Source organism: Shimia ponticola (genome assembly GCF_007995215.1).
Classification (GTDB): Bacteria; Pseudomonadota; Alphaproteobacteria; order Rhodobacterales; family Rhodobacteraceae; genus Shimia_B; species Shimia_B ponticola.
Map to the genome: position 1 here is coordinate 204,897 of NZ_VCDK01000001.1, position 22,367 is coordinate 227,263.

Consider the following 22,367-nt stretch of genomic DNA (forward strand, 5'->3'; position numbering starts at 1 on the left):
ATTCGACATTCATGGTGCTGATGGCCCTGCAGGACGGGGCCATTGTGCAACCTCACTACATCGTCAGTGATAAGCGGGCGAGCCTCGGTCACGAACGCGCGGCAATGGACGCCATCCGCAACGAGATCGCCCGCTGTCTTGGGGCGTCCGTCGCGCAACGGCTTTTGGCCACGATTGAAACTCCTCTCGATGACATCGTCGTGGCGCAGGACATCAAGGACAGTTTTGTCGAACTCGCGGAACGCGGGACATTCGGATCGCAGTACCCGTGGTTGGTGGCTTATGCGCGAAGCTTGCACGACACGGTGATTGAGATCGGGATCGAGGCGCCCCATGGCCGCGAAACGCTGATTTGCCGCACCGTCGGAGAGGCGATGGCAGCGCAAAAGGCACATATTCCGGCAGGTCCATTTGCGGACGGGACTGGCGCCGCAGTGTTTTCGATTTTCGACTTTCCGATCCGGGCGCTCGACAAGCATGATGCGCGTCGTATTGCAGCGGAACGTGGCTGGACGAGTATCATGAACCGTACCCATTTTTGCCATCGGCCCCGGCGGTCAGGAGAACCCTGCGGGCGGTGCGGTGCCTGTGTTGGTACCACCAACGAAGGGATGGGATATCGCATACCGCGTCGCGTCCGCCTACAAAATTGGCTAAGAAGCATTTCCCGGCGGGGAGTTGCCTAGCGAAAGGGGGCGGGTGTTTGCATTGCTTGATGAACGCAATAGGGCTGGTGCATTAAATCAGACCGCCAAACACGATGAAGAATTCCAACCAAATCCTTTCCGAGAACCGAAACAACAAGGTTCGCCATATTCTGTGGACTGGGGGTTGGGATTCGACCTTTGCGGTAGTTGACGCACTTGTTCGCGGTGATGTGGTGCAGCCCTATTACGTGACGGACCCGCACCGACAGAGCCGTCCTTACGAATTGGCAGCAATCGACGCGATCACCAGAAATTTAGACAAGGTTTTGGGAGCCGGCACACGTGACCGACTCCGCGGCATGATCTTTTTTGCGCTTGCAGACATCAGTCCGGATCCCTCAGTTGCCCTCAAATTGGAGCAAATTCGCGAAACGACGCCACTCGGATCTCAATATGACTGGCTGATGCCGCTGGCCCATCACATGAAGGACCGTACACTCGAGCTTTCAATCGAAGGTCGGTCGGCCGATGTCACTTCGACGGCATATTTGTTGCGAAAGGATCTGACGCAGGAAGGATATGGTGGGCGCCTTAAGCCGCAGATATCACGTCCCGAGTTCAGCGTTTATCGACCTGTCTACTTCCCGGTTATCCACCTGACCAAGCGTGACATGCAACGGATAGCGTCGGATGAGGGGTGGCTTCGCTTGATGAAAAAGACCCACTTTTGTCACCGACCTCGCAAATCGTCGGCACCTTGCGGCAAATGCAACCCCTGCCGCATTGCTTGGCAGCAAGGAATGGGCTTTCGTTTTCCGTTAAAGATGAGGGTAAAGCTGGCGGCGAAGGATTTTCTTCAGCGCCGCGCGCATTAGGGGAGACGAAATCATGTTCAGCAAGCTGTCAAAGATGCTTGGAAAGGGTTCAGCCGAGACGCAGCCCAAGGAAGACATCGTCGAGTACGAAGGTTTCCGTATCATCGCGGCACCCATTTCCGAAGGAAACGGTTACCGCGTCGCCGCCCGGATCGAAAAGACGATCAACGGCACCGTCAAAACACATCAATTGATCAGAGCCGATGTCATCTCAACGCTCGAAGACGCTGAGACGGCATCGGTTTTGAAAGCCAAGCAGATCATTGATCAGCAAGGCGATCAGATCTTTTGACGACCACCTACGCCTAGGTGCGATTGGCCTGATTGGGATCGTCGGTCGTGCCCGGTTGGCCGTCATTTGACTTGGCCTTCTCTTCGGCTTCTGGGTTTCGTGCCGATTTCGCCGGCAAACCCGTCCGGTTGGCTTGATTTGGGTCGGATGTCGTACCGCTCAGCGATGAGCTGCCCGAGTTTGATGCATGTGTCATGGGGGTTCTCCGGTATCAGTTTGTGGGCATAATGAAGACTTCGTTCACGGATGCGCGCGGGTCAGCGGAAAGCGCGAAGATGACGGCATCAGCAATGTCTTCTGGTTTGAGTTTGTCGGGCTTTTCACTGTCGAAGAACGGCGTATCGACCATGCCCGGTGCGATGACGGTGCAGCGGCCGCCCCATTCGCGCATTTCGTCAGCGAGGTTGCCGCCATATCCATGCACAAACCATTTCGATGCACCGTATACAGACCCCGGAATGTGCCTGCGCCCCGCCGCGGATCCGGTCATCAAAAGATGCCCTTTTGCCTTTTTGAGGTAGGGCATTGCGGCCTTGGCTGTCCAAAGAACGCCCATCACATTGATGCGGATCATCTGCTCCCACTCTGCGGGGTCGCCCTTGTCCGTGCCCGCAGCCGACAGTCCCGTGCCCGCGTTTGCGAAGGCCGCATCTACCGAGCCAAACCGCTCGGAGAGAGCCGACAGCGCCTGTTCCTGAACTGAGAACTCCATTGCATCGCCAGGAAGCGCCATCGCGGCCTCGCCCAGTTCGTCCTTCAATGTGGCCAATTTGTCCTCGGAGCGGGCCATAAGCCCGACGTTCCAGCCCGCGCCAACGGCAGCGCGTGCTGTCGCTGCGCCGATGCCGCTGGATGCTCCTGTGATGAATAGGGTTTTGTTGCTCATGTGTGCGCCTCCTTGGTGTCGGAGGGCTAACGCTTCGCGGACGAAACGGTTGCATAGAGCATCTAACTATCGGGACCGGTAGGCGCGCTGCCGGTTTGTGCCGAGAGTCTTTGCACGATGGCGAAGGTGGATTTGTGCGGATCAGCAAGCCCAGCCCAAGGCTCTAACTCCGGTGCAACGGCCCAAACGTTTGCAAACACCATTTGCGGCGTCTGCGGAATATCTTCGGTGGTGCGATAAGCGAGGCGACCGTTGATATACCACTCAATGAATTCCGCCTGCCAATGGATCGCGTAGGTGTTCGGTCCCTCAGCGGCGTCAAAGCCGAGCTGGATTTTCTTGTTCCTCAACACGCCGTCCTTGAACCAAGCGACCTGTGCGGTTGTTGTGTCATGGCCAAAGAACTCCCAATCGATTTCGTCATGTTGGGTGCCATAGTGTGGGCCTGTGTACAAAAAGAAGCCTGTGATCACGCCGCTGCCGCGCGCAGCTGTCAGCGTGGCTTCGTACCAGCCGAAATGAGACGGCTCCGCGCGTCGCACAGACGCACCGGCAAAGCAATTGGCGCCGTGATGCGGATGGAGCGACAGCTTGAGACCGTTTGCCAGTCCAACATTACCAGATCGCCAATCCGTATCGAACATTGGATGGGCAAAGTCGTAATGCGCGATGTGCCAGTTTTGCGGGTCAATTTGGTTGAATTCGTCTTCGAAACCGCCGCCCATCACATGAAATCCGATCAGAGTGCAAAGCGTTGCACAGGCTGCCATGCCAACTTTTTGCATCCTGGCCCCCACCAAATGCTGTGTCAGGGCAAGAAAAGAAGGAAATCTCCAAATTTATAAGAACTTTTGGAAAACTTGGTTAAAAGCCATCACATCTGTGCACAGATCGCACACTGAAACGTGCGCTGGTGAAGATTGGAACAAAGATCGCGCGGCCCCATTTATCCTGTGAGAAATGGAGACCGACATGAGACTGCTCGCAATTCTGACCGCAATTGTTCTGCCGCTGAGCGCATCCGCAACGCAGGCCCCGATTGATGTGATCGAGGCCGAGGCGCGAGCAGGGTTCACGCAAGTCGTCTCCGCGCCAAACCTGCCGTTGGTGCCTGCAGACCAAGCCACCGCCTGTGCGATGTCCGTCGATCCTTTGCCGGCTGTGCTGGTCTTGGCAGGGGCCACGACCGAGACCGCGCATCTGACCTACTGCTTCCAAAACTGACCCTGTGCCTGCACAGGAGTTGTTAATCGACACCAATGGCCGGTCGCTGCTCGAATTTACCGATCAGGCGGCCGGTTTTGTGTCTGGGATGGGCGATGGCCTGCTGACGTGTTTCGTACGCCACACGTCCTGCTCGTTGTTGATCCAAGAAAACGCGGACCCTGACGTGCAGCGCGATTTGCTTGCTTGGTTGGCGCGTTTCGTTCCTGATGCCGATCATCCCAGCATGAGTTATTTGCGCCACCGTGCCGAAGGCCCAGACGACATGCCCGCGCATATCAAGGCGGCGCATTTGCCTGTGTCCCTCTCCATTCCTGTTCTCGGTGGTCGCCTTGCCTTGGGCACATGGCAGGGGATTTATCTGCTCGAACATCGTACAGCGCCGCACAGGCGGCGTGTTCTGCTGCAGTTTTTGGCCGACCGATAGGTCCCCAGTTTCCCAACAAACCGCAAGATGACGTAGGTGCAATTGCCCTCTACCCAAATCGTGGGGGTGGTCCTATAGTGCCTGTGGATAAAAAGGGGGCGAACCCCCAGAGACGTCCGAGAGGCAGAGACAAAGGAGGCCGCCATGCGCTGCCCATTTTGCGGAAATGTGGACACACAGGTTAAAGACAGCCGTCCGGCAGAAGATCATGCAGCCATCCGGCGCAGACGTTTTTGCCCTGCGTGTGGGGGTCGTTTCACGACGTATGAACGGGTTCAGTTGCGCGACCTGACGGTGATCAAGTCGAACGGTCGGCGCGAGGATTTCGACCGGGACAAGCTTGAGCGTTCGATCCGCATCGCGCTTCAAAAGCGCCCGCTTGAGCCTGAGCGCATTGATCAGATGATCAGCGGTCTTGTCCGGCGTCTGGAAAGCATGGGTGAAACCGACATTCCGTCGAAGACAATCGGTGAGATCGTGATGGAGGCTTTGGCCCGCATCGACACCGTGGCCTACGTTCGGTTTGCGAGTGTTTACAAAAACTTCCAAGCGGCCGATGACTTTGAAGAATTCGTCGAAGCGCTGCGTCCGGATGCCGATCCTGCCAAGGACGAAGAATAACGCGCGATGCCGTGTTGGCCGATTGGTGACCTGACATGACCGATGCGGCTGATATCCGATACATGCGCCTGGCGCTGTCCCTTGGGCAGCGCGGCTCTGGGACCACTTGGCCCAACCCTGCGGTGGGCTGCGTGATTGTGCGTGACGGACGCATTGTCGGAAGAGGCTGGACCCAAACAGGCGGACGCCCGCATGCCGAGGTCGTCGCATTGACCCAAGCCGGTGAAGCTGCGCGTGGCGCGACCGCCTACGTCACACTTGAACCCTGTGCGCACCATGGAAAAACGCCGCCTTGTGCCGAGGCCCTTGTTGCGGCTGGCATCGCACGGGTGGTTGTGGCCACGGGTGACCCGGATGAACGCGTATCCGGCAAGGGTATCCAGATCCTGCAAGATGCCGGGATTTCGGTTGTGGCCGGCGTTTGCCACCAGGAGGCGGATCAAGCCCATGCTGGTTTTTTCAGTCGCGTCACACGTGGACGGCCTACCGTGACCTTAAAACTGGCCAACTCGTTTGACGGGCGCATTGCCACTGCGACGGGCGACAGTCAGTGGATCACCGGTCCAAAGGCACGGCGCGCGGTTCATGCTGAACGGGCGCGCCATGATGCGGTGCTGGTGGGCGGAGGAACGGCGCGTGCGGATGATCCGGGGCTGACTGTGCGGGGGCTTGGCATTGACCATCAGCCGGTCCGCATCGTGGCATCGCGGCGCGTGGACATTCCGCTGACAGGGCAACTCGCCCGCACCGCGCAGGATGTACCGGTTTGGGTTTGCCATGGGACAGACGCCGATCCTGATCTTGTTGCAACTTGGGAGGGCCTCGGCGCGCAAATGATCCCAGTTCAGGTGACGGGGCGACAGTTGTCGGTGCCCGATTTGCTGAGCCAACTGGGGCAACGTGGCCTGACCTCGATCTATTGCGAAGGGGGCGGCGCGCTGGCCGCGTCATTGCTGGCAGCAGATTGCGTCGATCGGATGATTGGGTACACGGCGGGCGTGGTGCTCGGCGCAGAAGGCCAACCGTCACTTGGAGCCATGTGGATTGATGTTTTGGCCGAGGCCCCGCGCTTTGCCTTGGAGGACGTGCGGCAGATCGGGCCGGATGTAGAGCACGTCTGGCAGCGCATCAAAAAGTGATCAGCGCCACAGATGTGCCTGAGAGGCCAACACGCCTTGAGCCTTGGCTAATAGGCGCAGGGCAAGCCCTGACCTTGGGATGTGTCCGGACAAAAGACGGTCAACGACCACTTCGACAGGGGCGGCCTGTTTGGTGAGCGGGTCATAATATCTGGGATAGTCGATCAAGGCGGCATGGATGAGACCATCCAATGTGGGGCGCGCCCGACGGCGTGCCGGAACGCGGCCAAGGTCTCGCGTCAGGCCCCAACCACAGTAGAACGGGGTTCCGAGGCACGTTGTTGGGATGCCGCGCAAGAGCGCTTCGAACCCGAGAAGCGACGTCATCGTCCAGACCTCTTGAACCTCTGACAAGAGCGCAATGGGGTCGGCATGGTCCGCGATGACATCTGCAAATCCATGGGCGTCTTCGGGCGACACCTGTCCGGGGCGCAGCCCTGCTTCGACATCCGGATGTGGTTTATAGATGATCAACGCGTCCGGATTGTGCTGCCGCGTTGTCTTCAATAGCGCTAGATTGGTGCTGATATCCGCGGTTCCCAAACGGATTGAGGCGTCGTCTTCGACTTGGCCGGGAACAAGGATTCTATGCCCTTCCGGCATGTCGCGCTGCGCGCCGCCGAGGTTGTATTTGGAAAGGCCCCCCTTGATCAGCCGTTCCTTCAAGGCAGCGGCTCGTTCAAGCGCGGCGTCGGGTAAGGTCGCTGCATCGGCGATGAGGTGTTCCAACCTGCTTTCGCGGGTCGGGTCGTAGTAGATGCCAAGATCATCGATGACCAAGGACAAGGGTGGCGTAAGGTCAGCGCCCAAGCCCTTGGACCGGAGAAACCCATCCTCAATGCGTGCCGCATCCGTATCGGGTGATGCTTTGCCCGCCCAGACCATGGTGGGGCGGTCGAGGGCGGTGGCACGATCACCCGCCTTGGCCGGATCATCGACAAAGACTGGGGCCTTTACTGAGCCAAAGAATTGCGTCAGCGGCCGTCTTTTCCAGAGACGCATGCCTGTCGCGACCCATCCATCGCAATCCTCACGCCAAGCGCGCGCCTGCGCGGCTAGGTTCGCGATGACATCTTCCAATTCGCAAAGGCGGTCGCGGTAGGGATCGTACCATGTAGGGTAAAGGATCATCGCCGCAGCAAAGAGTTGCGCGCGTGTCAGAGTCCGCGCGCGGCGCGGATGTGGATTTTCGTCATCCGTGAGGCCCCAACCGGCGTAGAAGGGTTGCCCGAACACGCGCGGTTTATGCCCCGCAAAAATCGCTTCAAAACCCAAGCCTGAGCTTACCGTGTAGACTCCTCTTGCACCTTCCAAGAGCCGCCATGGGCTAATCGGATCAGAGAAAAGCTGCACACGTTCGGACGTGTCAGCATCCGTGTAATACCCGCTACGATGACCGGCAGAGGTCTCGGGATGTGTCTTGATCAGGATGCGGGCATCAGGGTGCTCAGTTTGGGCATGAACCAGCATTTCCTGAAACGTCCCGCGATCGGCGCCAGACGCTGTTACCGATGCATCGCCATGTGTTTGATCCACCACAACCACATAGCCCGGGGCAGGCGGTTCAAGATGCGGCGCAAAGGCGTTGTATTTCGACAGGTGCCAATATGTCATCGCCTCAATACCGTGCCGCGCCCGTCGCAACAGAGCGCTGTCGTCAAGTGGATGCGTCGCCAGAAGCGTTTCTATGTGCGATGGTTTTGACGGATCGAAATGCACGCCTTTACGGTCGATCAACAGACCGCAGGCCGGGTCGCCATTGCGCCCGGGATGGACCGAACGCAGAAGGGCATCTTCGACCCGGATCACGGGGCTCCCAGTGGTTTCTGCAACACGCGTGCCGCGATGGGCCGTGGGCGAGTTGCCCCAAATGCCAATCGCCTGATTTTCCGAAGGTTTGCCTAGCCGGATATCAAATCCGGCCAGATCAAGGATACGGCGCACCCGGCGCTGGGTCAGGAAGCCGCCATTAAAGACAAACAGCGACTGCCGTTCCACGGGCTTAGTTGGCTCCGCCGCCGCTGGCCAACGTATTGAGCGCGTTGACGGAGCTAAGCGAGCCGGTCAGTGCTGAGATCGTTTTGTTCCATGTCACGAATGGTGCCTCGGTGACATAAACCGTGTCGCCGTCTCGGATGGCAAAATCGCGAGCTTGGAACATCCCATTTGGCTGGGTCAGGTCGAGGACATAGGCAACCCGCTGGTCGCCAATCAGATCGTTGCGACCCACCACATTGGCTGCGACCGCTGCTGGTTCGTTGCGGAACACAAAGACGCCCGTTGGGTCTGCGGTGTTTGAATTCAGGCCGCCAACGGATGCAATCGCCTCAATCGCCGAGATTGTCTGGCTTTCAAACGGAACACGGTTTTGAGCACCGGTCGCACCAAGCGCGGTGAAGGAGCGGGTGTCTTCTTCGACCAGAATGCGGTCGCCACCGCGCAGGGCAATGTCGAAATGCGGGTTGTCGAACAGATCCTGAAACCAGATCTTGCCGCTGTGTTTTCCGCGGATAACGGTAATCTGCGCGATCTCGGCAGGGATCGTAATCCCGCCTGCGCGTGCAAGCATGGATGACAGCGTGCGCGTTGGGCGTTCGATGGCATAAACGCCTTGGCCGCCCACAGAACCCACGACCGAAACAGTCGCGCCGTCGCCTGCGAGGCGGCGGACCTGGACCTGTGGGTCAGGCGTTTGTTCGTCCAGACGCGAGGTGATCAGGCGGCGAATGGCCTCTGGCGTATTGCCCGCTGCGCGTATGCGACCTGCGTAGGGGACAAAGATGAAACCTGCGCCGTCAACCTGCACTTCTTCCAGAACAGTGGCGTTCTGACCTTCAGATGCCAGTAGACCGTCCTGCACGTTTTCCCAGATCGTCAGCCCCAACGTGTCGCCGGGGCGGATCGTATCAGATCCAACGATGGCGGCGTTTTGGAACCCTTCGCTGAATCCAAATGCTGGGGTCACGGCAGTGGCGCGCGTGACCCGGTCGCTGACGACGACGATAAAGGCATCACCGCTGCGCTGCACAGAGCCTTCGAAAATCTCGGCCTTAGACGGCCCAGGGCGCGGCAAACCGCAGGATGCCACGACCAGAAAACTGCAAAGTCCAACCATCAGTTGAACCCACCGGCGCGTGCCGGATGTTGAGTGGGAGTTCACTGCCCAGACCCCTTGTACCTGAAACTGCCTCAAGTTTTTCTTTTAAAGTAGCAGAATCCCAAGGGAATTGGAACCGCTAGGGCTTGTGCTCAATCGCTCACGACACGCAACTGTTGCCTTGGCGCGGCACTGCCGGTTTGCAGGGCCTCGTAGGGATCTTCCTCGGCCAGCATCATGTCGACCACTTGGCGAAGCAGCTGCCTGCGGCCCCGGATCGAATAAAAGCCACCGGGCATCTGGGATGTTTCCAGCAGGAAGCGGCGGTAGTCCTTGTAGGCGCGGTTGTCCGGGCGTCCGGGTTGCGCAAAGAAATCTGCAAGAGGTTTGTCTGAAACGAACTCTGGTTTGTTGTAGACCGCAGTCCCGAACACTTTCAGCGGGATGCCTCGGCGCAGGACCTGTTGTGCCGCTGTCGAATTGACCGTCACGCCCGTCCGGGCATGGTTCAGCAACTTGGCAAGCTTTCCGCCTGGCACATAGTGGACCCGTCCAGCGACGCCGTACTTTTTGGCCATGTGGCGCATGACTTTGCGCATCGGCAGACGACCTGACTCCATCGGATGGGCCTTGAACACCAGATGGTGATGGCGCGGCGCACCCTCTGCGAAGCCCTTGATCACAAGGTCGATGAATTCAGACATCTCCTCGAAGGGCGAATGCATCTGAAAACTGCTGTCATGTTCAAGTTGCATCAGAACAAGGTGGTAGGGGAAACCCCCTGCTTTGATGCGGGCTGTTGAAATGCCGCGATCCATACGCACGAATGGCAACATCAAGAACCGCTTTAGATACAGCTGGAACTCAATCACTACAGGCGTGCTGCGATGAGACCCGATGGCGCGGTATCCAAAGTTCAGGAACATCACGAACAGGTGGTAGAGGAACCCGTAAAAGATGTGCTGGTTCATGTCGCCCCAATGCGTTGGCGCCTCTGGAACGTCCAGATCAGACTGTTCGAGCGCTTTTTGCATTTCGGGAATTTTGAGGTCCATCAGGCGTGAGTTGCCGTTTGAGCCGCCACGTTCGTAGGTCACCCAATAAGGGCGCAAGTACCCTTCCTCGAAGACATGCACGCCCAGCCCCAAGGCGCGGGCACGTTCGATGGCGATGGCATGAACGGGGCGGGTATCACCATAGAGAACGATATCGGTGATGTTGTGCGCCTTGACCAAGGTGTCAAAACGATCCGCCCATTCGTCGATCGGAGATTTGAAGGGGATATAACCGGGTGCCCCGAACCAGAACGCACGATCACCGGCGTTGAATCCCACCCGATGCACGTCGGCGCCAGCAGCCCGCACAATCCGTGCCAGCCTGTGGAAAAAGGGGCCATGTGGACCCTGAAGAAACAAGAAACTGCGCTTTTGTTCGGCCATACCCACGACCCATTCGTACCCTAGGTAAATTCTCTAGCCCCCTTTTGAGGCAGCATTAAGGCTTGCTGTCACGAAATTCCTAAGGAATCCAATGTTCTTTCGAATAGGCAAAGTGGTCCATTTGGGTGGCGGGCCCGCCTTTGGGTGCGCGAATGCAGTCCCTTGTCCTCAAACCGAGCAGGCGTTACCTCCGATGTGTTGCTGACGAGGGGACACACGCCATGTTTACAGGGATTGTCACAGATGTGGGGCGTATCAAGGCGTTGACGCCGCAGGGTGATCTGCGTGCGCGCATTGAAACTGCCTATGACATGGCGACAGTCGACATGGGCGCATCTATCGCCTGCGACGGATGCTGCCTGACGGTCGTAGATAAGGGTGACGGTTGGTTCGATGTCGATATTTCGGCCGAGAGCCTGTCTAAAACGAACCTTGGCACTTGGACCATCGGCGACAGCGTCAATCTTGAGCGTGCGCTTAAGGTGGGAGACGAGCTTGGCGGCCATATCGTGTCAGGCCATGTGGATGGGGTGGCCGAGGTCATCGCCCTGACGGACGAAGGCGACAGCACCCGTGTCAGATTCAAAGCGCCCTCCGAATTGGCCAAGTTTATTGCACCCAAAGGATCTGTCGCCTTGAATGGCACATCCCTGACGGTGAACGAGGTCGAAGGTGACGTCTTTGGCGTCAACATGATCCCGCACACCAAACAGGTGACAACGTGGGGTGGCGTAGCCGTGGGTGACGCGGTCAATCTCGAAATAGATACGCTGGCTCGCTATGTTGCGCGGCTTGCCGAGGCGTCCTGATGTCGGGGGATTTGCCCGGCCTTGGCCACAATAACGGCCCAAGCATGGATCGCGGCGTTACGTACCGCCGCTACCTTTGGAACAAGGCGCGCAAGGACCTTGTGCCGACATTGCCGCTCTTTGTTCTGAAAATGCGGGTCCAGCGGGCGCGCGAGCTTGGCCTGGATTATAAGACTTATGCAGGTGTCCGGGCTTCGACCGGACGCGATGTCATCGGTTTCCTGTTTTCGTCCAATGCACTCAGGATGAAAACTGTCCGACTGGATGAGGGCCACGCCAGGGCGCTGGATCAGATCAAGGATGCGGGCAAAGTCGCGATGGTGCATCATCCCTTGGTGGCCGACGAGGTCGCTGCCGCCAATGTGCAGTTGGACGCGGCCTATGGCGCACCCAAGTTCACGCACTCTTGGACGGCGATGCGTGATCAGGTGCGCGGGGCGCTTTTGGATCAAAAACTGCCGCGTGACGGCGTACTTGTAATTGGCGACACCACGTTAGAACGCGAATGGGCTGACGCAGGACGCACCGCAGGCTATCTGCCAGCCGACCGGTATTTTGGAGAGATGAGATGACCGCCGAGACCGTGCCTTTTGAAAAACCCGGCCCAGTCGAACAGGACTGGTCCGATGCTATCAGTAGCATCGAAGAAATCATCGACGATGCCCGCAATGGCAAGATGTTCATCCTCGTCGATCACGAAGACCGTGAGAATGAAGGTGACCTTGTGATCCCGGCCCAATGGGCGACGCCGGACGCGATCAACTTTATGGCCACCCATGGGCGCGGGTTGATCTGTCTGTCGCTGACCTCGGAACGTCTGGATGCGCTGGGCTTGCCTTTGATGGCGTCGCAGAACTCGTCGCGTCATGAAACTGCCTTTACCGTGTCGATCGAAGCGCGCGAGGGTGTCACCACGGGCATTTCGGCGGCTGACCGGGCCAAGACAGTGGCGGTGGCTGTCGATGCTTCGAAAGGAGCGCAGGATATTGCGACCCCGGGCCACGTGTTTCCGCTGCGCGCCCGCGAAGGCGGTGTTCTTGTGCGCGCCGGTCATACAGAGGCGGCGGTGGATATCAGCCGTCTTGCCGGTCTGAACCCTTCGGGCGTGATCTGTGAGATCATGAAAGAAGACGGTGAAATGGCGCGCCTGCCGGACCTCATCGCCTTTGCCCAGATGCACGGACTGAAAATCGGGACGATCAGCGATTTGATCGCCTATCGCCGTCGTCACGATAACCTTGTCCGCGTGCGGACTGAGGAAACCATCCAGTCCGAGTTCGGCGGATCTTGGAAGCTGCGGATTTACACGGATGAGACGCAAGGAGCGGAACATATCGCGCTGATCAAGGGCGATATCGACGATGGCGAGCCCGTGCTGGTGCGCATGCACTCCATGGACCCACTGCTTGATCTGGTCGGTACCGGACCCAAAGGTCGCGCTGGCGAATTTTCGGATGCGATGAAAATGATTGCAGACGAGGGACGCGGCGTTGTCGTCTTGTTGCGCGACCTGCACATGAAGCTTGCCGCCGCCGAAGAAGTCAGCCCGCAGACACTGCGCCAATACGGACTGGGCGCGCAAATCCTGTCATCGCTCGGGCTCTCAAAACTGATCCTGATGACCAATTCGCCAACCCCCAAGGTGGTGGGTCTTGATGCCTACGGGCTTGAGATTGTGGGCACACGCAAAATTTCGGAGCTTGGCTGATGGCCGGACATTCAGACAATGACATGGCACTGCCGGCCTTTGACAAGCCCGTCAAAGCGGCCATCGTGATCGCGCCATATTACACAGCTATTTCCAATGCGCAGTTGGCGTCGGCCCGTGCCGTGCTGGAAAGCGTTGGGGCGGACCATGACACGATCGAGGTGCCTGGATCGCTGGAAATCCCGCCAGCCGTTGGCATGGCCAATCGCATGTCGAATTATGACTGCTTTGTCGCGCTGGGCTGCGTGATCCGCGGCCGCACGTCACATTACGATGTTGTTGTGAACGAAAGCGCGCGCGGACTGATGATGCTGGGACTGCAAGGTGTTTGCATCGGCAACGGGATCATCACCGTCGAGAATATGGAGCAGGCCGAAGAACGCGCCGACGTGAACCGGCTTGATACGGCTGGGGGTGCGGCAGCGGCGGCCTTGCATCTCTTGGCACTAGCGCGCAAGTGGGGCTCTCCAAAGGGGCCGCTTGGGTTCAAACCCGCAAGTGATGAGATCAAACTGGCATGACCGACGACACTCCGCAGCCTGCTGCACCGGCACGCGGGCATAACGCCTCTGGCAACCAGAAACGCCGCATGCGCAGCGCGGCGCGGCTGTATGCTGTGCAGGCGCTCTTCCAGATGGAAACGTCTGGTCAGACGACAAAGGAAGTCGAGCAGGAGTTCGAAGATCACCGCTTTGGCGCCTCCTATGAGGAGGGCGAGTTCGAAGAAGGGGATGTTGACCTGTTTCGGTCCATCGTGGACGGGGCTGTCAACGAACAGGCCAAGATTGACCAGATGACCGACCGCGCGCTGGTTGCCAAATGGCCGATTGCGCGGATCGACCCGACCTTGCGCGCGCTCTTCCGCGCGGCAGGATCAGAGTTTTTGGACACGCGTACGCCGCCCAAGGTCGTGATCGTCGAATTCCTTGATGTGGCTTCCGCGTTTTTCCCTGACGGAAAAGAAGCGCGCTTTGTAAACGCCGTACTTGATCACATGGCGCGCGAGGCCAAGCCGGACGCTTTTGCATGACAATCCTGCCGCCGATCGACTGGGCCAATGATGACCCGGAGCAGATGCGGCGGGACTATGCAAATCTACGCGCCGAGCTTTTGGTCGATATGCCGGCGGATGTTGAGGTCACTGTCGAGCATCGCGTTGGTCTGAAAGGCCTGCATTTCCGTCCCGAGACCGAGGCAGGCGCGCCAATCCTTTATTTCCATGGCGGAAGCTGGATGATCGGGTCGCCAGACACGCATCGGGTGCTCTGCGCCATGCTGGCCAAGACGTCACGGCGGCGGGTAATCTCGGTGTCTTACCGCCTTGCGCCTGAACATCTTTGGCCCGCTCAACCGGACGACGCGGTTGCAAGGTTACGCGGCTGTCTTGCCCATGAAGGCCGCGTGTTCGTCGCCGGAGACAGTGCTGGGGCGGCGATGGCCCTTTGGGCGGATGCTGGTGTGCCTGGCGCGACACTTGGAGTGATTGGGCTCTATGGAGCCTATGGGGTTGTTGACAGTCCGTCGCTTCGCGCGCTCGGACCACAGGACGGGACGCTGACCTGCCAGGGGATGCAGGATATCTACAACCGGATCGGTCTGCGTGACCCTGCCGAAGTGCGCGATAGGATTTCGCCGACCGGTGCTCCGGTCTGCCTCGTCAAGGCGACGGATGATCCGCTGGCTGATGACAACACACAGCTTCTGAACCTGATTGCAGAACGCCCGCACCGGGTGATTGAGGCACCGGGACAGCCGCATGCGTTCATGCATGATGCGGCCCGCGATGCAGAGGTGCTCAGCCTGCTGAAGCAGGTTGTTCGCTGGATGGACAGCGTGGAAATCCAGGTCTGAGAGCATACGCATCGCAAGACGTGCTCAAAACGCAGGGTCGAAAGTGGCGGGCCCGCAAAATCGCAACCGTGCGGCGCGCAAAATTCCCGAGGACCTGTATGTACAGGTGGGCACCAGTTAACTGAACCAGGATCCAGACAGAGCCAGCGCCCTCGGATTTGCTTAAGGCCACCGGAATTTAGCCGTCACGAGAAGGGCAGCACCCGCCAAGCGTCCACATAGGTGTCGCTCAACCACTTGGCAAGCGGATCGCCGGGATGGATGGGTAGACTGCCGTTATTTCAAAAAAACCGGCAGTTCACTTTCGCTTTTATTCAGCGGCAAGGGCAGGTCTGCTCATGATCGCCGGCATGCCCATGACGGCATAGGTGTGCCTGTCTTCCTCTGACACATAGGGTCGACCGATCAGTGAGACGTCGAACCCAAGACCGCGCAGCGTGCGCATGAGCGGCAGCCGGGTGAGAGTGATCAGTTCGCTTGCCCCATGGGATTGCGCGATGCCAACCAGCCCGTTGCAAATCAGTTCCAGGCAAAAGGATCGCGCGGTCGGGTCAGCCAGAGACGGGTCGATCACAAGCCGCGTGCATTCCCAGACGCTGCGTTTTTGGATCATGTGGGGCAGGGCGGTTCGCGGGATACCGGGAATGCGACCCTGATACGCGTCCCCCAGCATATAGCCATGCGCGCCCCAGCGCGCGTTTGTCGGCATAATCCGGGCGCCGCCGATGATCTTATCTTTGAGCCTTACGCACGAATACCATGCCAACGGCGTATCGTATTGGTCCATCTCGACCGCATCATCATGTGGGATGTCCCAATTCAAAGTGTCTACGAAATGGCGTTTGCGGAGCGCCAGAAAGTCGTGAAACGCGGTCCCACAGAGGTGCGCGGACGACAAATTGAAAGTGATCAGTTCCATTGTTTTCTCCTCTTGGAGATACAACTTTAACGAGAGTTAATGGATTTGTATTTGCCTTAAGCGTGAATTATGAAACGCGCAGAGCAGGTCTCGGCGCGGTGGAAGATGAAGGATTTATGGTTGTTTTGAGGAGGGCGGATCAGATCAGACTGAAAGTCGTCGCAATAGATACCGCCTGAACTGATGTCTTGGCATTCAGCTTGCGCTTGGCATTGGTCAATCGCGCCTTCACGGCGCTTTCGGAGATACCGAGCAAGAACGCAATTTCCTTGAACCGCAATCCGTCACGGACGTGACGCAGCGCCTCAGACTCGGCCTGGGTCAGGCTGGCGGGGCGGCGGCGCGCAGTGTGTTGAGACTTCACGATGGTCTCAAGGCGTCGCAACTCTTGATCGGTAAACTCACGATCCGCGCGGGCAAAAGATCCATAGCTGCGCTCGGCAGTTGCAGGGTCCATGCAACACGCCACCGCACCGTAGACGAGCCCATGTTGCCGGGCCATTTTCAGCACTGCGTTTGGATCAGGGGCGTCCAGCGCGCTCCACCGAATGACGCCGACATTGCCGTACATCCAATTGACAATCGGATCGCGCAGCATGAGCCCGTCAGCGGTATAAAGCTCGACCCACTCCGTGGGTAGACCGTTCTCTTCGTAGACGGGAAAGGCAAAGCCGATCCGGATGGCGACATAGTGGCCGGCGGGGGCAATCTCTTCCAATTGCTGTCTTAACCCTTGGTCGGTCACGGTGTCGGCTGTCCTATCGGAGGTTTGCAACTTGCAACTGCCGGGCGAATGCTCGACAGCCTTAAGTAGCATGGTATAGTTCGAACAGCGTTTGGACCAGCGTCACAATTCAGGAATGTGAGCCACAGGCATGAAAACCCCCGAAAGCGTCGTTTCGATCATGGAACGCATTTCCGAGTGTGCGCCCCAAGGCTGCGCGCTCGCGCTTCATTTCAAGTTCACGTCGCCTGCATTTCTCTTGCAGACCTACAGCGCAGAATGGACGGCCTATTATACCCAGAATTCGCTTGTCATGCGCGACCCCGTTGTTGCTTGGGGGCTTGCCAATACAGGTGCAGCGCGATGGTCGGTCTTTGCACCGAACGATCCCGCTGGCGTATTGCAGGCCGCTGCAGAGCATGGTCTGCGTTTTGGCGTGGCGATTGCCATCAATGAAGAAGGCTCGCGCTCGGTATGCGGATTTGCCCGTGAGGACCGCGAGTTTTCTGACGACGAGATCGCAGAGCTGACGGGCCTGGTTGGCGAAATCCATGCCCTGACTCGCGATGCAGAGAGGCTGAACGAAGAAGACAACGCTGCCTTGCGTCGGCTGTCCGTAGGGGCAACCCAACCGTATTAACTTGCATTTGTTCACGTATCGTTCATGATTGACGCATGAACGATTTGGCAACATCACGAGCGTTGAAACCCGGCCAGCTCTTGGCGCGGGGCGTGTGTCGGCACTTGCTGGGCTATGATTTCGTCACGGTCGAGGAATTGACACCCACATCCGGAAAGCGCGTGGACGTTATGGCGTTGGGCCCGAAGGGTGAGGTCTGGATTGTCGAATGCAAATCCAGCCGTGCGGATTTTGCTTCGGATCAGAAATGGCAGGGGTATCTGGAGTGGTGTGACAGGTATTTCTGGGCCGTTGATGAGGCATTCCCGACCGAGCTTTTGCCCGATGATACGGGGTTAATGATTGCGGACGCCTATGATGCCGAAATCATCAGGATGGGACCGGAAACCAAACTGGCGCCGGCAAGACGCAAGGTGATGATCCAGAAATTTGCACGCCACGCCGCCTTGCGGTCACATGCGGCCCGCGATCCTGAACTCAGTTTGGTCTGGGGATAGTCGCGGCAGGGCCGTCACGGCGGTCAGTCAGTGCTGGCAATGAAAAGTAAGGCAGGCCCTAGCGCTTCACGCCTTCGGCCACCTTGGCGGCGGCCAAAATCTCTTCTGCGATCTCGCGGGCTTCGTCTGGGGCAAAGTCCATTGGAATCTCAAGACCGTTGGTCGCTTCGATAAACAACCGGACCATGCCCAGATCAGTCGGACCAATTTGCAGGTTTGCCTCGATATCGCGTTCTGTGTTGATGCCCATGGGATGCTCCTTTTCACCGCAGATAGGCCAGAGGCCCCTTGCACCGCAAGCCCTCTGCATCAGACTAGCCTCATGAGCAAAGTTACACTTCGCGCATTTCGATCAGATGATCTGGATTGGCTGGTTGAGGCGCATGCCGCGCATTACGCAGAAAATGACGGGTTTGATGACAGCTTCGGGTCGTTGGTGCGTTCGATCCTGAACGACTTTGTAGACGCCCATGATCCAACGCGAGAACGCGGCTGGATTGTCGACATGGATGGCGCGCGTGCAGGATCGATTTTTTGCGTCGCGCTGGATGACTAAACCGCAAAACTCAGGCTGTTCTTTGTCTCCTCTGTCCTTCGGGGACAGGGGGTCGGTAAGCTGTTGTTGAACACGTGCTGCGCCTTTGCGCGAGACGCAGGGTACCGCAAAATGACCCTTTGGACCCATGAAAGCCACCGAGCGGCAGGCCATCTTTACCGCACGCATGGCTTCGATCTTGTAGCGGCGCGCCCAGTCCACAGCTTTGGTCAGGATTTGATCGAACAAACATGGCTGAAACAGCTTTAGCCATGCGCAAAGCCCCTTGCACATCTGAAGGTGGCTCTGCTACATGCCACCTCGCGTGCCGCCTTAGCTCAGTTGGTTAGAGCGCCTGATTGTGGATCAGGAGGTCCCCCGTTCGAGCCGGGGAGGTGGTACCACCATTCCTTCCAGCGCTGCCAATCTAAGCAGGCCTACCCGTGTCCGCGTCCGCATGCCGTCCTTTCGGACAGCTTCCATGCTGCAACTCAGGTTTTCGGGGCAAGCGCCGCGCAGGGATCTCCTCGATCCGGCGCCTCGGTTGGAATCTGGAGGTCAAAGGGCAGGTCAGGCGCACCAATCTCGACGAAACCCACAGAGAACACCTCTAAGTCCGGTGAGACGCGTTCGAGAAAGCGCGGCACGGCCCAGTCTGTCCTCGCATGTCCATTGCCCAATATCACGGCGACCGGGCTGCCATAGGTCTCGACCGCTTGGATGATGGTCTGGGCAAAGGCGGCATCCCGGTAGCGTTGCGCTTCGACCATGCCAGGCATCATTTCGAGAGGCATCGCTGCGCAATGGGCATCATACTGTAGTTGTTCGCGCGCGGCTTGTTCTGTGCCATCCAGCGACGTCGTCAGACCGAATTGCTCTGCGCCAGCACCAAACGTCGCGGCAGCACCGCTCGCAAATGCTTCACGGGCTTTGCCAAACGGACTGGCCATTCCCACAGCAGGAGTATCGCCCATGACGTCAAAGATGACGGCATACATCCGAAACGGAGGCCAGCCGCTTTCGTCCCAGTTCATGGCCTCGCCCAATGCGGTCAGATCGTCGCGAGGCGTGGTATTCGCGATCTGCGCGCCGCGCGGGCTAAGTTGTTCGAAGACCACCGCCTTTGGCTGGATTTCTTCGATCATGGCCGCTTGCCCAAGGTGATGGCGCGGATTGTCGTGGACTTCGCCTAATAGATAAATGTCTTGATCCGTGGGCAGCGTTTCTGCCACGACGCCCATTGGCCAAAGGGCAGTGACTGATGCGAGAATGCAGGTTTTCCATGTCATGCATAAAACAGTAGCGTGTCGATCACGGCTGGCCAGTCACATGCCCTTTTCCGCATCAGGCAGGGTCTGAAACGGCACGCAGACGAACGTTGCAAGGCAAGCGGCCCTTTCGGTTAAGCACGCAGACTGCGTGGGGCCGTCAATCAAGCGGGATCTCACGTAAGAGCGTCTGTCCCGACCTGTCGAACATCAGAAGACGTCGATCTTCTGTCACGACAAGGACCTCGTTTTCGGTGCGCGTCACGGCTGTTACCACCGCTCCTGCAGGAACCGCGATTTCGGTTGCTGAGAACTCCGTAGCCCGATCCGCGGCGATCGGCGTGTTTAGCCGCATGACAAGCAGGCCAACGATGGTTATGACCCCGATAATCATGGTGGCGGTCAGCACCGTCACCAGCCGTCTTAGAAACCGCAGGTTTGCCGGTTCTTCAAACGGTTCCGGCGATTTGTCCGAAGAGGAATTCATGTCCACGGTCGTGACCTTTCAGATTGGCGCAGCGCCGCCTGCGCGTTTGGATAAAGCCTTGGCGCGCGATGTGCCAGACGAAGCTGCGCTGTCACGTTCGCGCCTCGTACGCTTGATCTCTGACGGCGCAGTCGCCGTCGATGGCAAGATCGTCACCGACCAAAAAGGAAAGGTCGACGAAGGCAGTGTGATTACCATCGCCGTTCCAGAGGCTGCGCAGTTGGACACGGTTGCTCAGGACATCGCATTGGATGTCGTCCACGAGGATGCCGACCTGATCGTCGTCAACAAACCGGCGGGCATGGTCGTACATCCCGCACCGGGGACACCGAATGGCACCTTGGTCAACGCCTTGCTCGCACATTGCGGCGATAGCCTTTCTGGCATTGGTGGCGTGCAGCGGCCCGGCATTGTGCACCGGATCGACAAGGATACGTCCGGGCTTCTTGTTGTGGCCAAATCAGATGCGGCCCATCACGGTCTGGCCGCACAATTCGAAGCACACAGTGCGGAACGCCGATATCTGGCCGTGGTCTATGGTGTTCCAGATGCCGGTGACCCGCGTCTGCGCGGATTGCGCGGGATCAGTTTTGAGCCGGGAAACACTCTAAAAATAACCACGCATCTGGCGCGTCACAAAACAGATCGTCAAAGGCAGGCGGTCCTGTTCGACGCCGGTCGCCACGCCGTCACCCGCGCCCAACTGCAAGAGGTGTTTGGAGCGCCCGGCGCGCTGAGCCTTGTCGAGTGTCGTTTGGAAACCGGGCGCACGCACCAGATCCGTGTTCATTTGGCGTATGCCGGCCATGGTTTGATCGGGGACCCGGTCTATGGTGGCAAACGCAAACTTGCGGCCAAGTCTCTGTCGCCTGACATGATTTCAGCCGTTCAAGCCTTTGATCGGCAAGCGTTGCATGCTGCCACGTTGGGCTTTGAACACCCGATTACCGGGCAAATGTTACAGTTTTCAGCACCGATGCCGGCGGATATGGCGCATTTGATCGGTGTTTTACGTCAGGTTTCGTAACGCACAGCACATGCGCGTGAGCGGCGTGGAACTATCGCCTGAGACCGACGATTTTATCAATAACAGTCAGGCGCAGATGATTTTGCAGCCTTGGGACTTGAACCGGTGGGTTCAGTTTCCCATATCCGATGTTAACGGGCTAAACATAGGCCCAGAGTTTGTTCATTAGGGGGACACCATGGCAAATTATGCAAACCTTCCCGCACCCTCACCCGAAGGCGGGCTGAACCGCTATCTTCAGGAAATCCGCAAATTTCCGATGCTGGAACCTGAAGAGGAATACATGCTGGCCAAAGCATGGGTCGAAAACGAAGACAGCGCATCGGCGCACAAGATGGTGACATCTCACCTGCGTTTGGCGGCTAAAATCGCGATGGGCTATCGCGGCTACGGGCTTCCACAGGCTGAAGTGATTTCCGAAGCCAATGTTGGTCTCATGCAGGCCGTGAAACGCTTTGACCCTGAGAAGGGGTTCCGCCTCGCGACCTATGCGATGTGGTGGATCCGCGCGTCCATTCAAGAATACATCCTGCGGTCTTGGAGCCTTGTTAAGCTGGGCACGACCTCGGCGCAGAAGAAGCTATTTTTCAACCTGCGCAAAGCCAAGAGCCGCATCGGCGCGCTTGAGGACGGTGACCTGCGGCCCGAGCACGTCGAGAAGATCGCGACTGATCTGGGCGTGACGGAAACCGAAGTCATCAGCATGAACCGCCGTTTGTCTGGTGGTGACGCTTCGCTTAACGCTATGGTGGGCACTGACGGTGACAGCGCAACGCAATGGCAGGACTGGCTTGAGGACGAAGACGCCGATCAGGCCAGCGACTATGAGGCGAAGGACGAGTTGGACGCGCGCCGGGAGCTTTTGGCTGAGGCCATGTCAGTGTTGAACGACCGCGAGAAAGACATCCTGATGCAGCGCCGTTTGCAGGATCAAGTCGTTACGCTTGAAGAACTGTCCGGCCAATACGACGTCAGCCGCGAGCGCATCCGCCAAATCGAAGTGCGCGCTTTCGAGAAGCTGCAAAAGAAAATGCGCGAACTTGCCCGTGAAAAGGGCATGCTGGCCAACGCATAAGACCCCATGGCCCGCTCCGATCATTCCGTTCGGGTCGGGCCCTCCCACCTCCCTCTTCGCCAGCTTCGCTGGCTGTGACCCGAGGGGACGCCGCCTTTGGCGGCGTTTTTTGTTTCGGGGATATTCTGGTCTCACCAAGCCAAAGAGCTCGGAGCCGACATCCCATGTCCGGTCTGCCCG

General features: G+C 58.3%; 30 protein-coding genes and 1 tRNA gene. 20 read left to right on the top strand and 11 right to left on the bottom strand.

Translation table 11 applies throughout. From position 1 onward, the window contains the following. The first annotated feature begins 20 nt into the window (after positions 1–20). The 3 genes from FE702_RS01010 (at position 21) to FE702_RS01020 (ending at position 1,814) form a co-directional block, all read left to right on the top strand. A complete protein-coding gene (locus tag FE702_RS01010) occupies positions 21–686 on the top strand; it encodes a 7-cyano-7-deazaguanine synthase (protein ID WP_186826949.1) in 666 nt (221 codons plus the stop codon). A gap of 74 nt (positions 687–760) precedes the next feature. Then, entirely contained in the window at positions 761–1,522 is a 762-nt protein-coding gene (locus tag FE702_RS01015; protein ID WP_147124357.1) for a 7-cyano-7-deazaguanine synthase, read from the top strand. Between the two features lie 13 nt (positions 1,523–1,535). After that, positions 1,536–1,814, top strand: a complete 279-nt coding sequence (locus tag FE702_RS01020) for an HlyU family transcriptional regulator (RefSeq protein ID WP_147124358.1) — start codon at positions 1,536–1,538, stop codon at positions 1,812–1,814. 13 nt (positions 1,815–1,827) lie between these two features. On the opposite strand, the gene FE702_RS01025 is transcribed toward FE702_RS01020, so the two are convergent. The 3 genes from FE702_RS01025 to FE702_RS01035 all read right to left on the bottom strand — a co-directional run bounded on the left by FE702_RS01025 (position 1,828) and on the right by FE702_RS01035 (position 3,485). Beyond that, positions 1,828–2,010, bottom strand: a complete 183-nt coding sequence (locus FE702_RS01025) for a hypothetical protein (RefSeq protein WP_147124359.1) — start codon at positions 2,008–2,010, stop codon at positions 1,828–1,830. Between the two features lie 15 nt (positions 2,011–2,025). Next, positions 2,026–2,700, bottom strand: coding sequence for an SDR family oxidoreductase (locus tag FE702_RS01030; protein WP_147124360.1), 675 nt, complete (start codon positions 2,698–2,700; stop codon positions 2,026–2,028). A gap of 62 nt (positions 2,701–2,762) precedes the next feature. Then, on the bottom strand, positions 2,763–3,485 hold the full coding sequence (locus FE702_RS01035) for a family 16 glycosylhydrolase (protein WP_147124361.1): 723 nt from the start codon (positions 3,483–3,485) through the stop codon (positions 2,763–2,765). Positions 3,486–3,672: 187 nt separating this feature from the next. Between FE702_RS01035 and FE702_RS01040 the strand changes: the two genes are divergently transcribed. The 4 genes from FE702_RS01040 to ribD all read left to right on the top strand — a co-directional run bounded on the left by FE702_RS01040 (position 3,673) and on the right by ribD (position 6,111). Continuing rightward, complete coding sequence (locus FE702_RS01040; protein WP_147124362.1) at positions 3,673–3,924, top strand: hypothetical protein; 252 nt, start codon at positions 3,673–3,675, stop codon at positions 3,922–3,924. A 4-nt stretch (positions 3,925–3,928) separates the two neighbouring features. After that, positions 3,929–4,351: a secondary thiamine-phosphate synthase enzyme YjbQ gene (locus FE702_RS01045; RefSeq protein WP_255449537.1), complete on the top strand. Its 423-nt coding sequence runs from the start codon at positions 3,929–3,931 to the stop codon at positions 4,349–4,351. Positions 4,352–4,495: 144 nt separating this feature from the next. Then, positions 4,496–4,972, top strand: a complete 477-nt coding sequence (nrdR, locus tag FE702_RS01050) for a transcriptional regulator NrdR (RefSeq protein ID WP_147124363.1) — start codon at positions 4,496–4,498, stop codon at positions 4,970–4,972. Between the two features lie 35 nt (positions 4,973–5,007). After that, the gene (gene ribD / locus FE702_RS01055) at positions 5,008–6,111 is read left to right on the top strand and encodes a bifunctional diaminohydroxyphosphoribosylaminopyrimidine deaminase/5-amino-6-(5-phosphoribosylamino)uracil reductase RibD (RefSeq protein WP_255449538.1); all 1,104 of its coding nucleotides are present in this window, start codon (positions 5,008–5,010) and stop codon (positions 6,109–6,111) included. Here the strand turns inward: ribD and FE702_RS01060 are convergent, their stop codons facing one another. From FE702_RS01060 to FE702_RS01070, 3 genes are all read right to left on the bottom strand, one after another. Continuing rightward, a complete protein-coding gene (locus FE702_RS01060) occupies positions 6,112–8,109 on the bottom strand; it encodes a capsule polysaccharide biogenesis protein (RefSeq protein ID WP_255449539.1) in 1,998 nt (665 codons plus the stop codon). A 4-nt stretch (positions 8,110–8,113) separates the two neighbouring features. Then, a complete protein-coding gene (locus FE702_RS01065) occupies positions 8,114–9,226 on the bottom strand; it encodes a polysaccharide biosynthesis/export family protein (protein ID WP_147124414.1) in 1,113 nt (370 codons plus the stop codon). 134 nt (positions 9,227–9,360) lie between these two features. Next, positions 9,361–10,647, bottom strand: coding sequence for a capsule polysaccharide biogenesis protein (locus FE702_RS01070; RefSeq protein WP_147124365.1), 1,287 nt, complete (start codon positions 10,645–10,647; stop codon positions 9,361–9,363). 221 nt (positions 10,648–10,868) lie between these two features. Between FE702_RS01070 and FE702_RS01075 the strand changes: the two genes are divergently transcribed. From FE702_RS01075 to FE702_RS01100, 6 genes are read left to right on the top strand one after another with little or no spacing between them, the layout of a single operon-like run. After that, on the top strand, positions 10,869–11,456 hold the full coding sequence (locus tag FE702_RS01075) for a riboflavin synthase (protein ID WP_147124366.1): 588 nt from the start codon (positions 10,869–10,871) through the stop codon (positions 11,454–11,456). Next, positions 11,456–12,028: a hypothetical protein gene (locus tag FE702_RS01080; protein ID WP_147124367.1), complete on the top strand. Its 573-nt coding sequence runs from the start codon at positions 11,456–11,458 to the stop codon at positions 12,026–12,028. Before FE702_RS01075 ends, FE702_RS01080 begins: the two co-directional genes overlap by 1 nt. Continuing rightward, positions 12,025–13,164, top strand: coding sequence for a 3,4-dihydroxy-2-butanone-4-phosphate synthase (gene ribB, locus FE702_RS01085; protein ID WP_147124368.1), 1,140 nt, complete (start codon positions 12,025–12,027; stop codon positions 13,162–13,164). The genes FE702_RS01080 and ribB overlap by 4 nt, the downstream gene beginning before the upstream one ends. Beyond that, complete coding sequence (locus FE702_RS01090) at positions 13,164–13,685, top strand: 6,7-dimethyl-8-ribityllumazine synthase (RefSeq protein ID WP_147124369.1); 522 nt, start codon at positions 13,164–13,166, stop codon at positions 13,683–13,685. The genes ribB and FE702_RS01090 overlap by 1 nt, the downstream gene beginning before the upstream one ends. After that, the gene (gene nusB, locus FE702_RS01095) at positions 13,682–14,194 is read left to right on the top strand and encodes a transcription antitermination factor NusB (protein ID WP_147124370.1); all 513 of its coding nucleotides are present in this window, start codon (positions 13,682–13,684) and stop codon (positions 14,192–14,194) included. Before FE702_RS01090 ends, nusB begins: the two co-directional genes overlap by 4 nt. Continuing rightward, positions 14,191–15,015 carry an alpha/beta hydrolase fold domain-containing protein gene (locus FE702_RS01100; protein WP_147124371.1) on the top strand — a complete coding sequence of 275 codons (825 nt, stop codon included), beginning with the start codon at positions 14,191–14,193 and terminating at the stop codon, positions 15,013–15,015. The genes nusB and FE702_RS01100 overlap by 4 nt, the downstream gene beginning before the upstream one ends. Positions 15,016–15,325: 310 nt before the next feature. Here FE702_RS01100 and FE702_RS01105 read toward each other — a convergent pair whose 3' ends face one another. Both FE702_RS01105 and FE702_RS01110 read right to left on the bottom strand, forming a co-directional pair. Beyond that, positions 15,326–15,934, bottom strand: coding sequence for an acyl-homoserine-lactone synthase (locus tag FE702_RS01105; RefSeq protein WP_147124372.1), 609 nt, complete (start codon positions 15,932–15,934; stop codon positions 15,326–15,328). A 139-nt stretch (positions 15,935–16,073) separates the two neighbouring features. Beyond that, on the bottom strand, positions 16,074–16,751 hold the full coding sequence (locus FE702_RS01110) for a helix-turn-helix transcriptional regulator (RefSeq protein WP_147124373.1): 678 nt from the start codon (positions 16,749–16,751) through the stop codon (positions 16,074–16,076). Positions 16,752–16,809: 58 nt separating this feature from the next. Between FE702_RS01110 and FE702_RS01115 the strand changes: the two genes are divergently transcribed. Together FE702_RS01115 and FE702_RS01120 are read left to right on the top strand one after the other, a co-directional pair. Then, the gene (locus FE702_RS01115) at positions 16,810–17,298 is read left to right on the top strand and encodes an autoinducer binding domain-containing protein (protein ID WP_255449540.1); all 489 of its coding nucleotides are present in this window, start codon (positions 16,810–16,812) and stop codon (positions 17,296–17,298) included. Positions 17,299–17,333: 35 nt separating this feature from the next. Continuing rightward, a complete protein-coding gene (locus FE702_RS01120) occupies positions 17,334–17,795 on the top strand; it encodes an MmcB family DNA repair protein (RefSeq protein ID WP_147124374.1) in 462 nt (153 codons plus the stop codon). 58 nt (positions 17,796–17,853) lie between these two features. On the opposite strand, the gene FE702_RS01125 is transcribed toward FE702_RS01120, so the two are convergent. Continuing rightward, complete coding sequence (locus tag FE702_RS01125) at positions 17,854–18,045, bottom strand: DUF6324 family protein (protein WP_147124375.1); 192 nt, start codon at positions 18,043–18,045, stop codon at positions 17,854–17,856. Between the two features lie 72 nt (positions 18,046–18,117). Between FE702_RS01125 and FE702_RS18960 the strand changes: the two genes are divergently transcribed. The 3 genes from FE702_RS18960 to FE702_RS01135 all read left to right on the top strand — a co-directional run bounded on the left by FE702_RS18960 (position 18,118) and on the right by FE702_RS01135 (position 18,734). Further along, complete coding sequence (locus tag FE702_RS18960) at positions 18,118–18,351, top strand: hypothetical protein (protein ID WP_346722087.1); 234 nt, start codon at positions 18,118–18,120, stop codon at positions 18,349–18,351. 15 nt (positions 18,352–18,366) lie between these two features. Further along, positions 18,367–18,600 carry a GNAT family N-acetyltransferase gene (locus FE702_RS18965; protein ID WP_346722090.1) on the top strand — a complete coding sequence of 78 codons (234 nt, stop codon included), beginning with the start codon at positions 18,367–18,369 and terminating at the stop codon, positions 18,598–18,600. A 57-nt stretch (positions 18,601–18,657) separates the two neighbouring features. Continuing rightward, positions 18,658–18,734: transfer RNA gene (locus FE702_RS01135), tRNA-His, on the top strand. 87 nt (positions 18,735–18,821) lie between these two features. On the opposite strand, the gene FE702_RS01140 is transcribed toward FE702_RS01135, so the two are convergent. Then, positions 18,822–19,619 carry a ChaN family lipoprotein gene (locus tag FE702_RS01140; RefSeq protein WP_147124376.1) on the bottom strand — a complete coding sequence of 266 codons (798 nt, stop codon included), beginning with the start codon at positions 19,617–19,619 and terminating at the stop codon, positions 18,822–18,824. A gap of 139 nt (positions 19,620–19,758) precedes the next feature. Then, complete coding sequence (locus FE702_RS01145; protein ID WP_147124377.1) at positions 19,759–20,085, bottom strand: DUF6476 family protein; 327 nt, start codon at positions 20,083–20,085, stop codon at positions 19,759–19,761. Here FE702_RS01145 and FE702_RS01150 point away from each other — a divergent pair. Further along, complete coding sequence (locus FE702_RS01150) at positions 20,084–21,112, top strand: RluA family pseudouridine synthase (protein WP_147124378.1); 1,029 nt, start codon at positions 20,084–20,086, stop codon at positions 21,110–21,112. The two genes, FE702_RS01145 and FE702_RS01150, sit on opposite strands and share 2 nt — an antisense overlap. Positions 21,113–21,290: 178 nt before the next feature. Further along, complete coding sequence (rpoH, locus tag FE702_RS01155) at positions 21,291–22,187, top strand: RNA polymerase sigma factor RpoH (protein WP_147124379.1); 897 nt, start codon at positions 21,291–21,293, stop codon at positions 22,185–22,187. Positions 22,188–22,367: the final 180 nt, after the last annotated feature.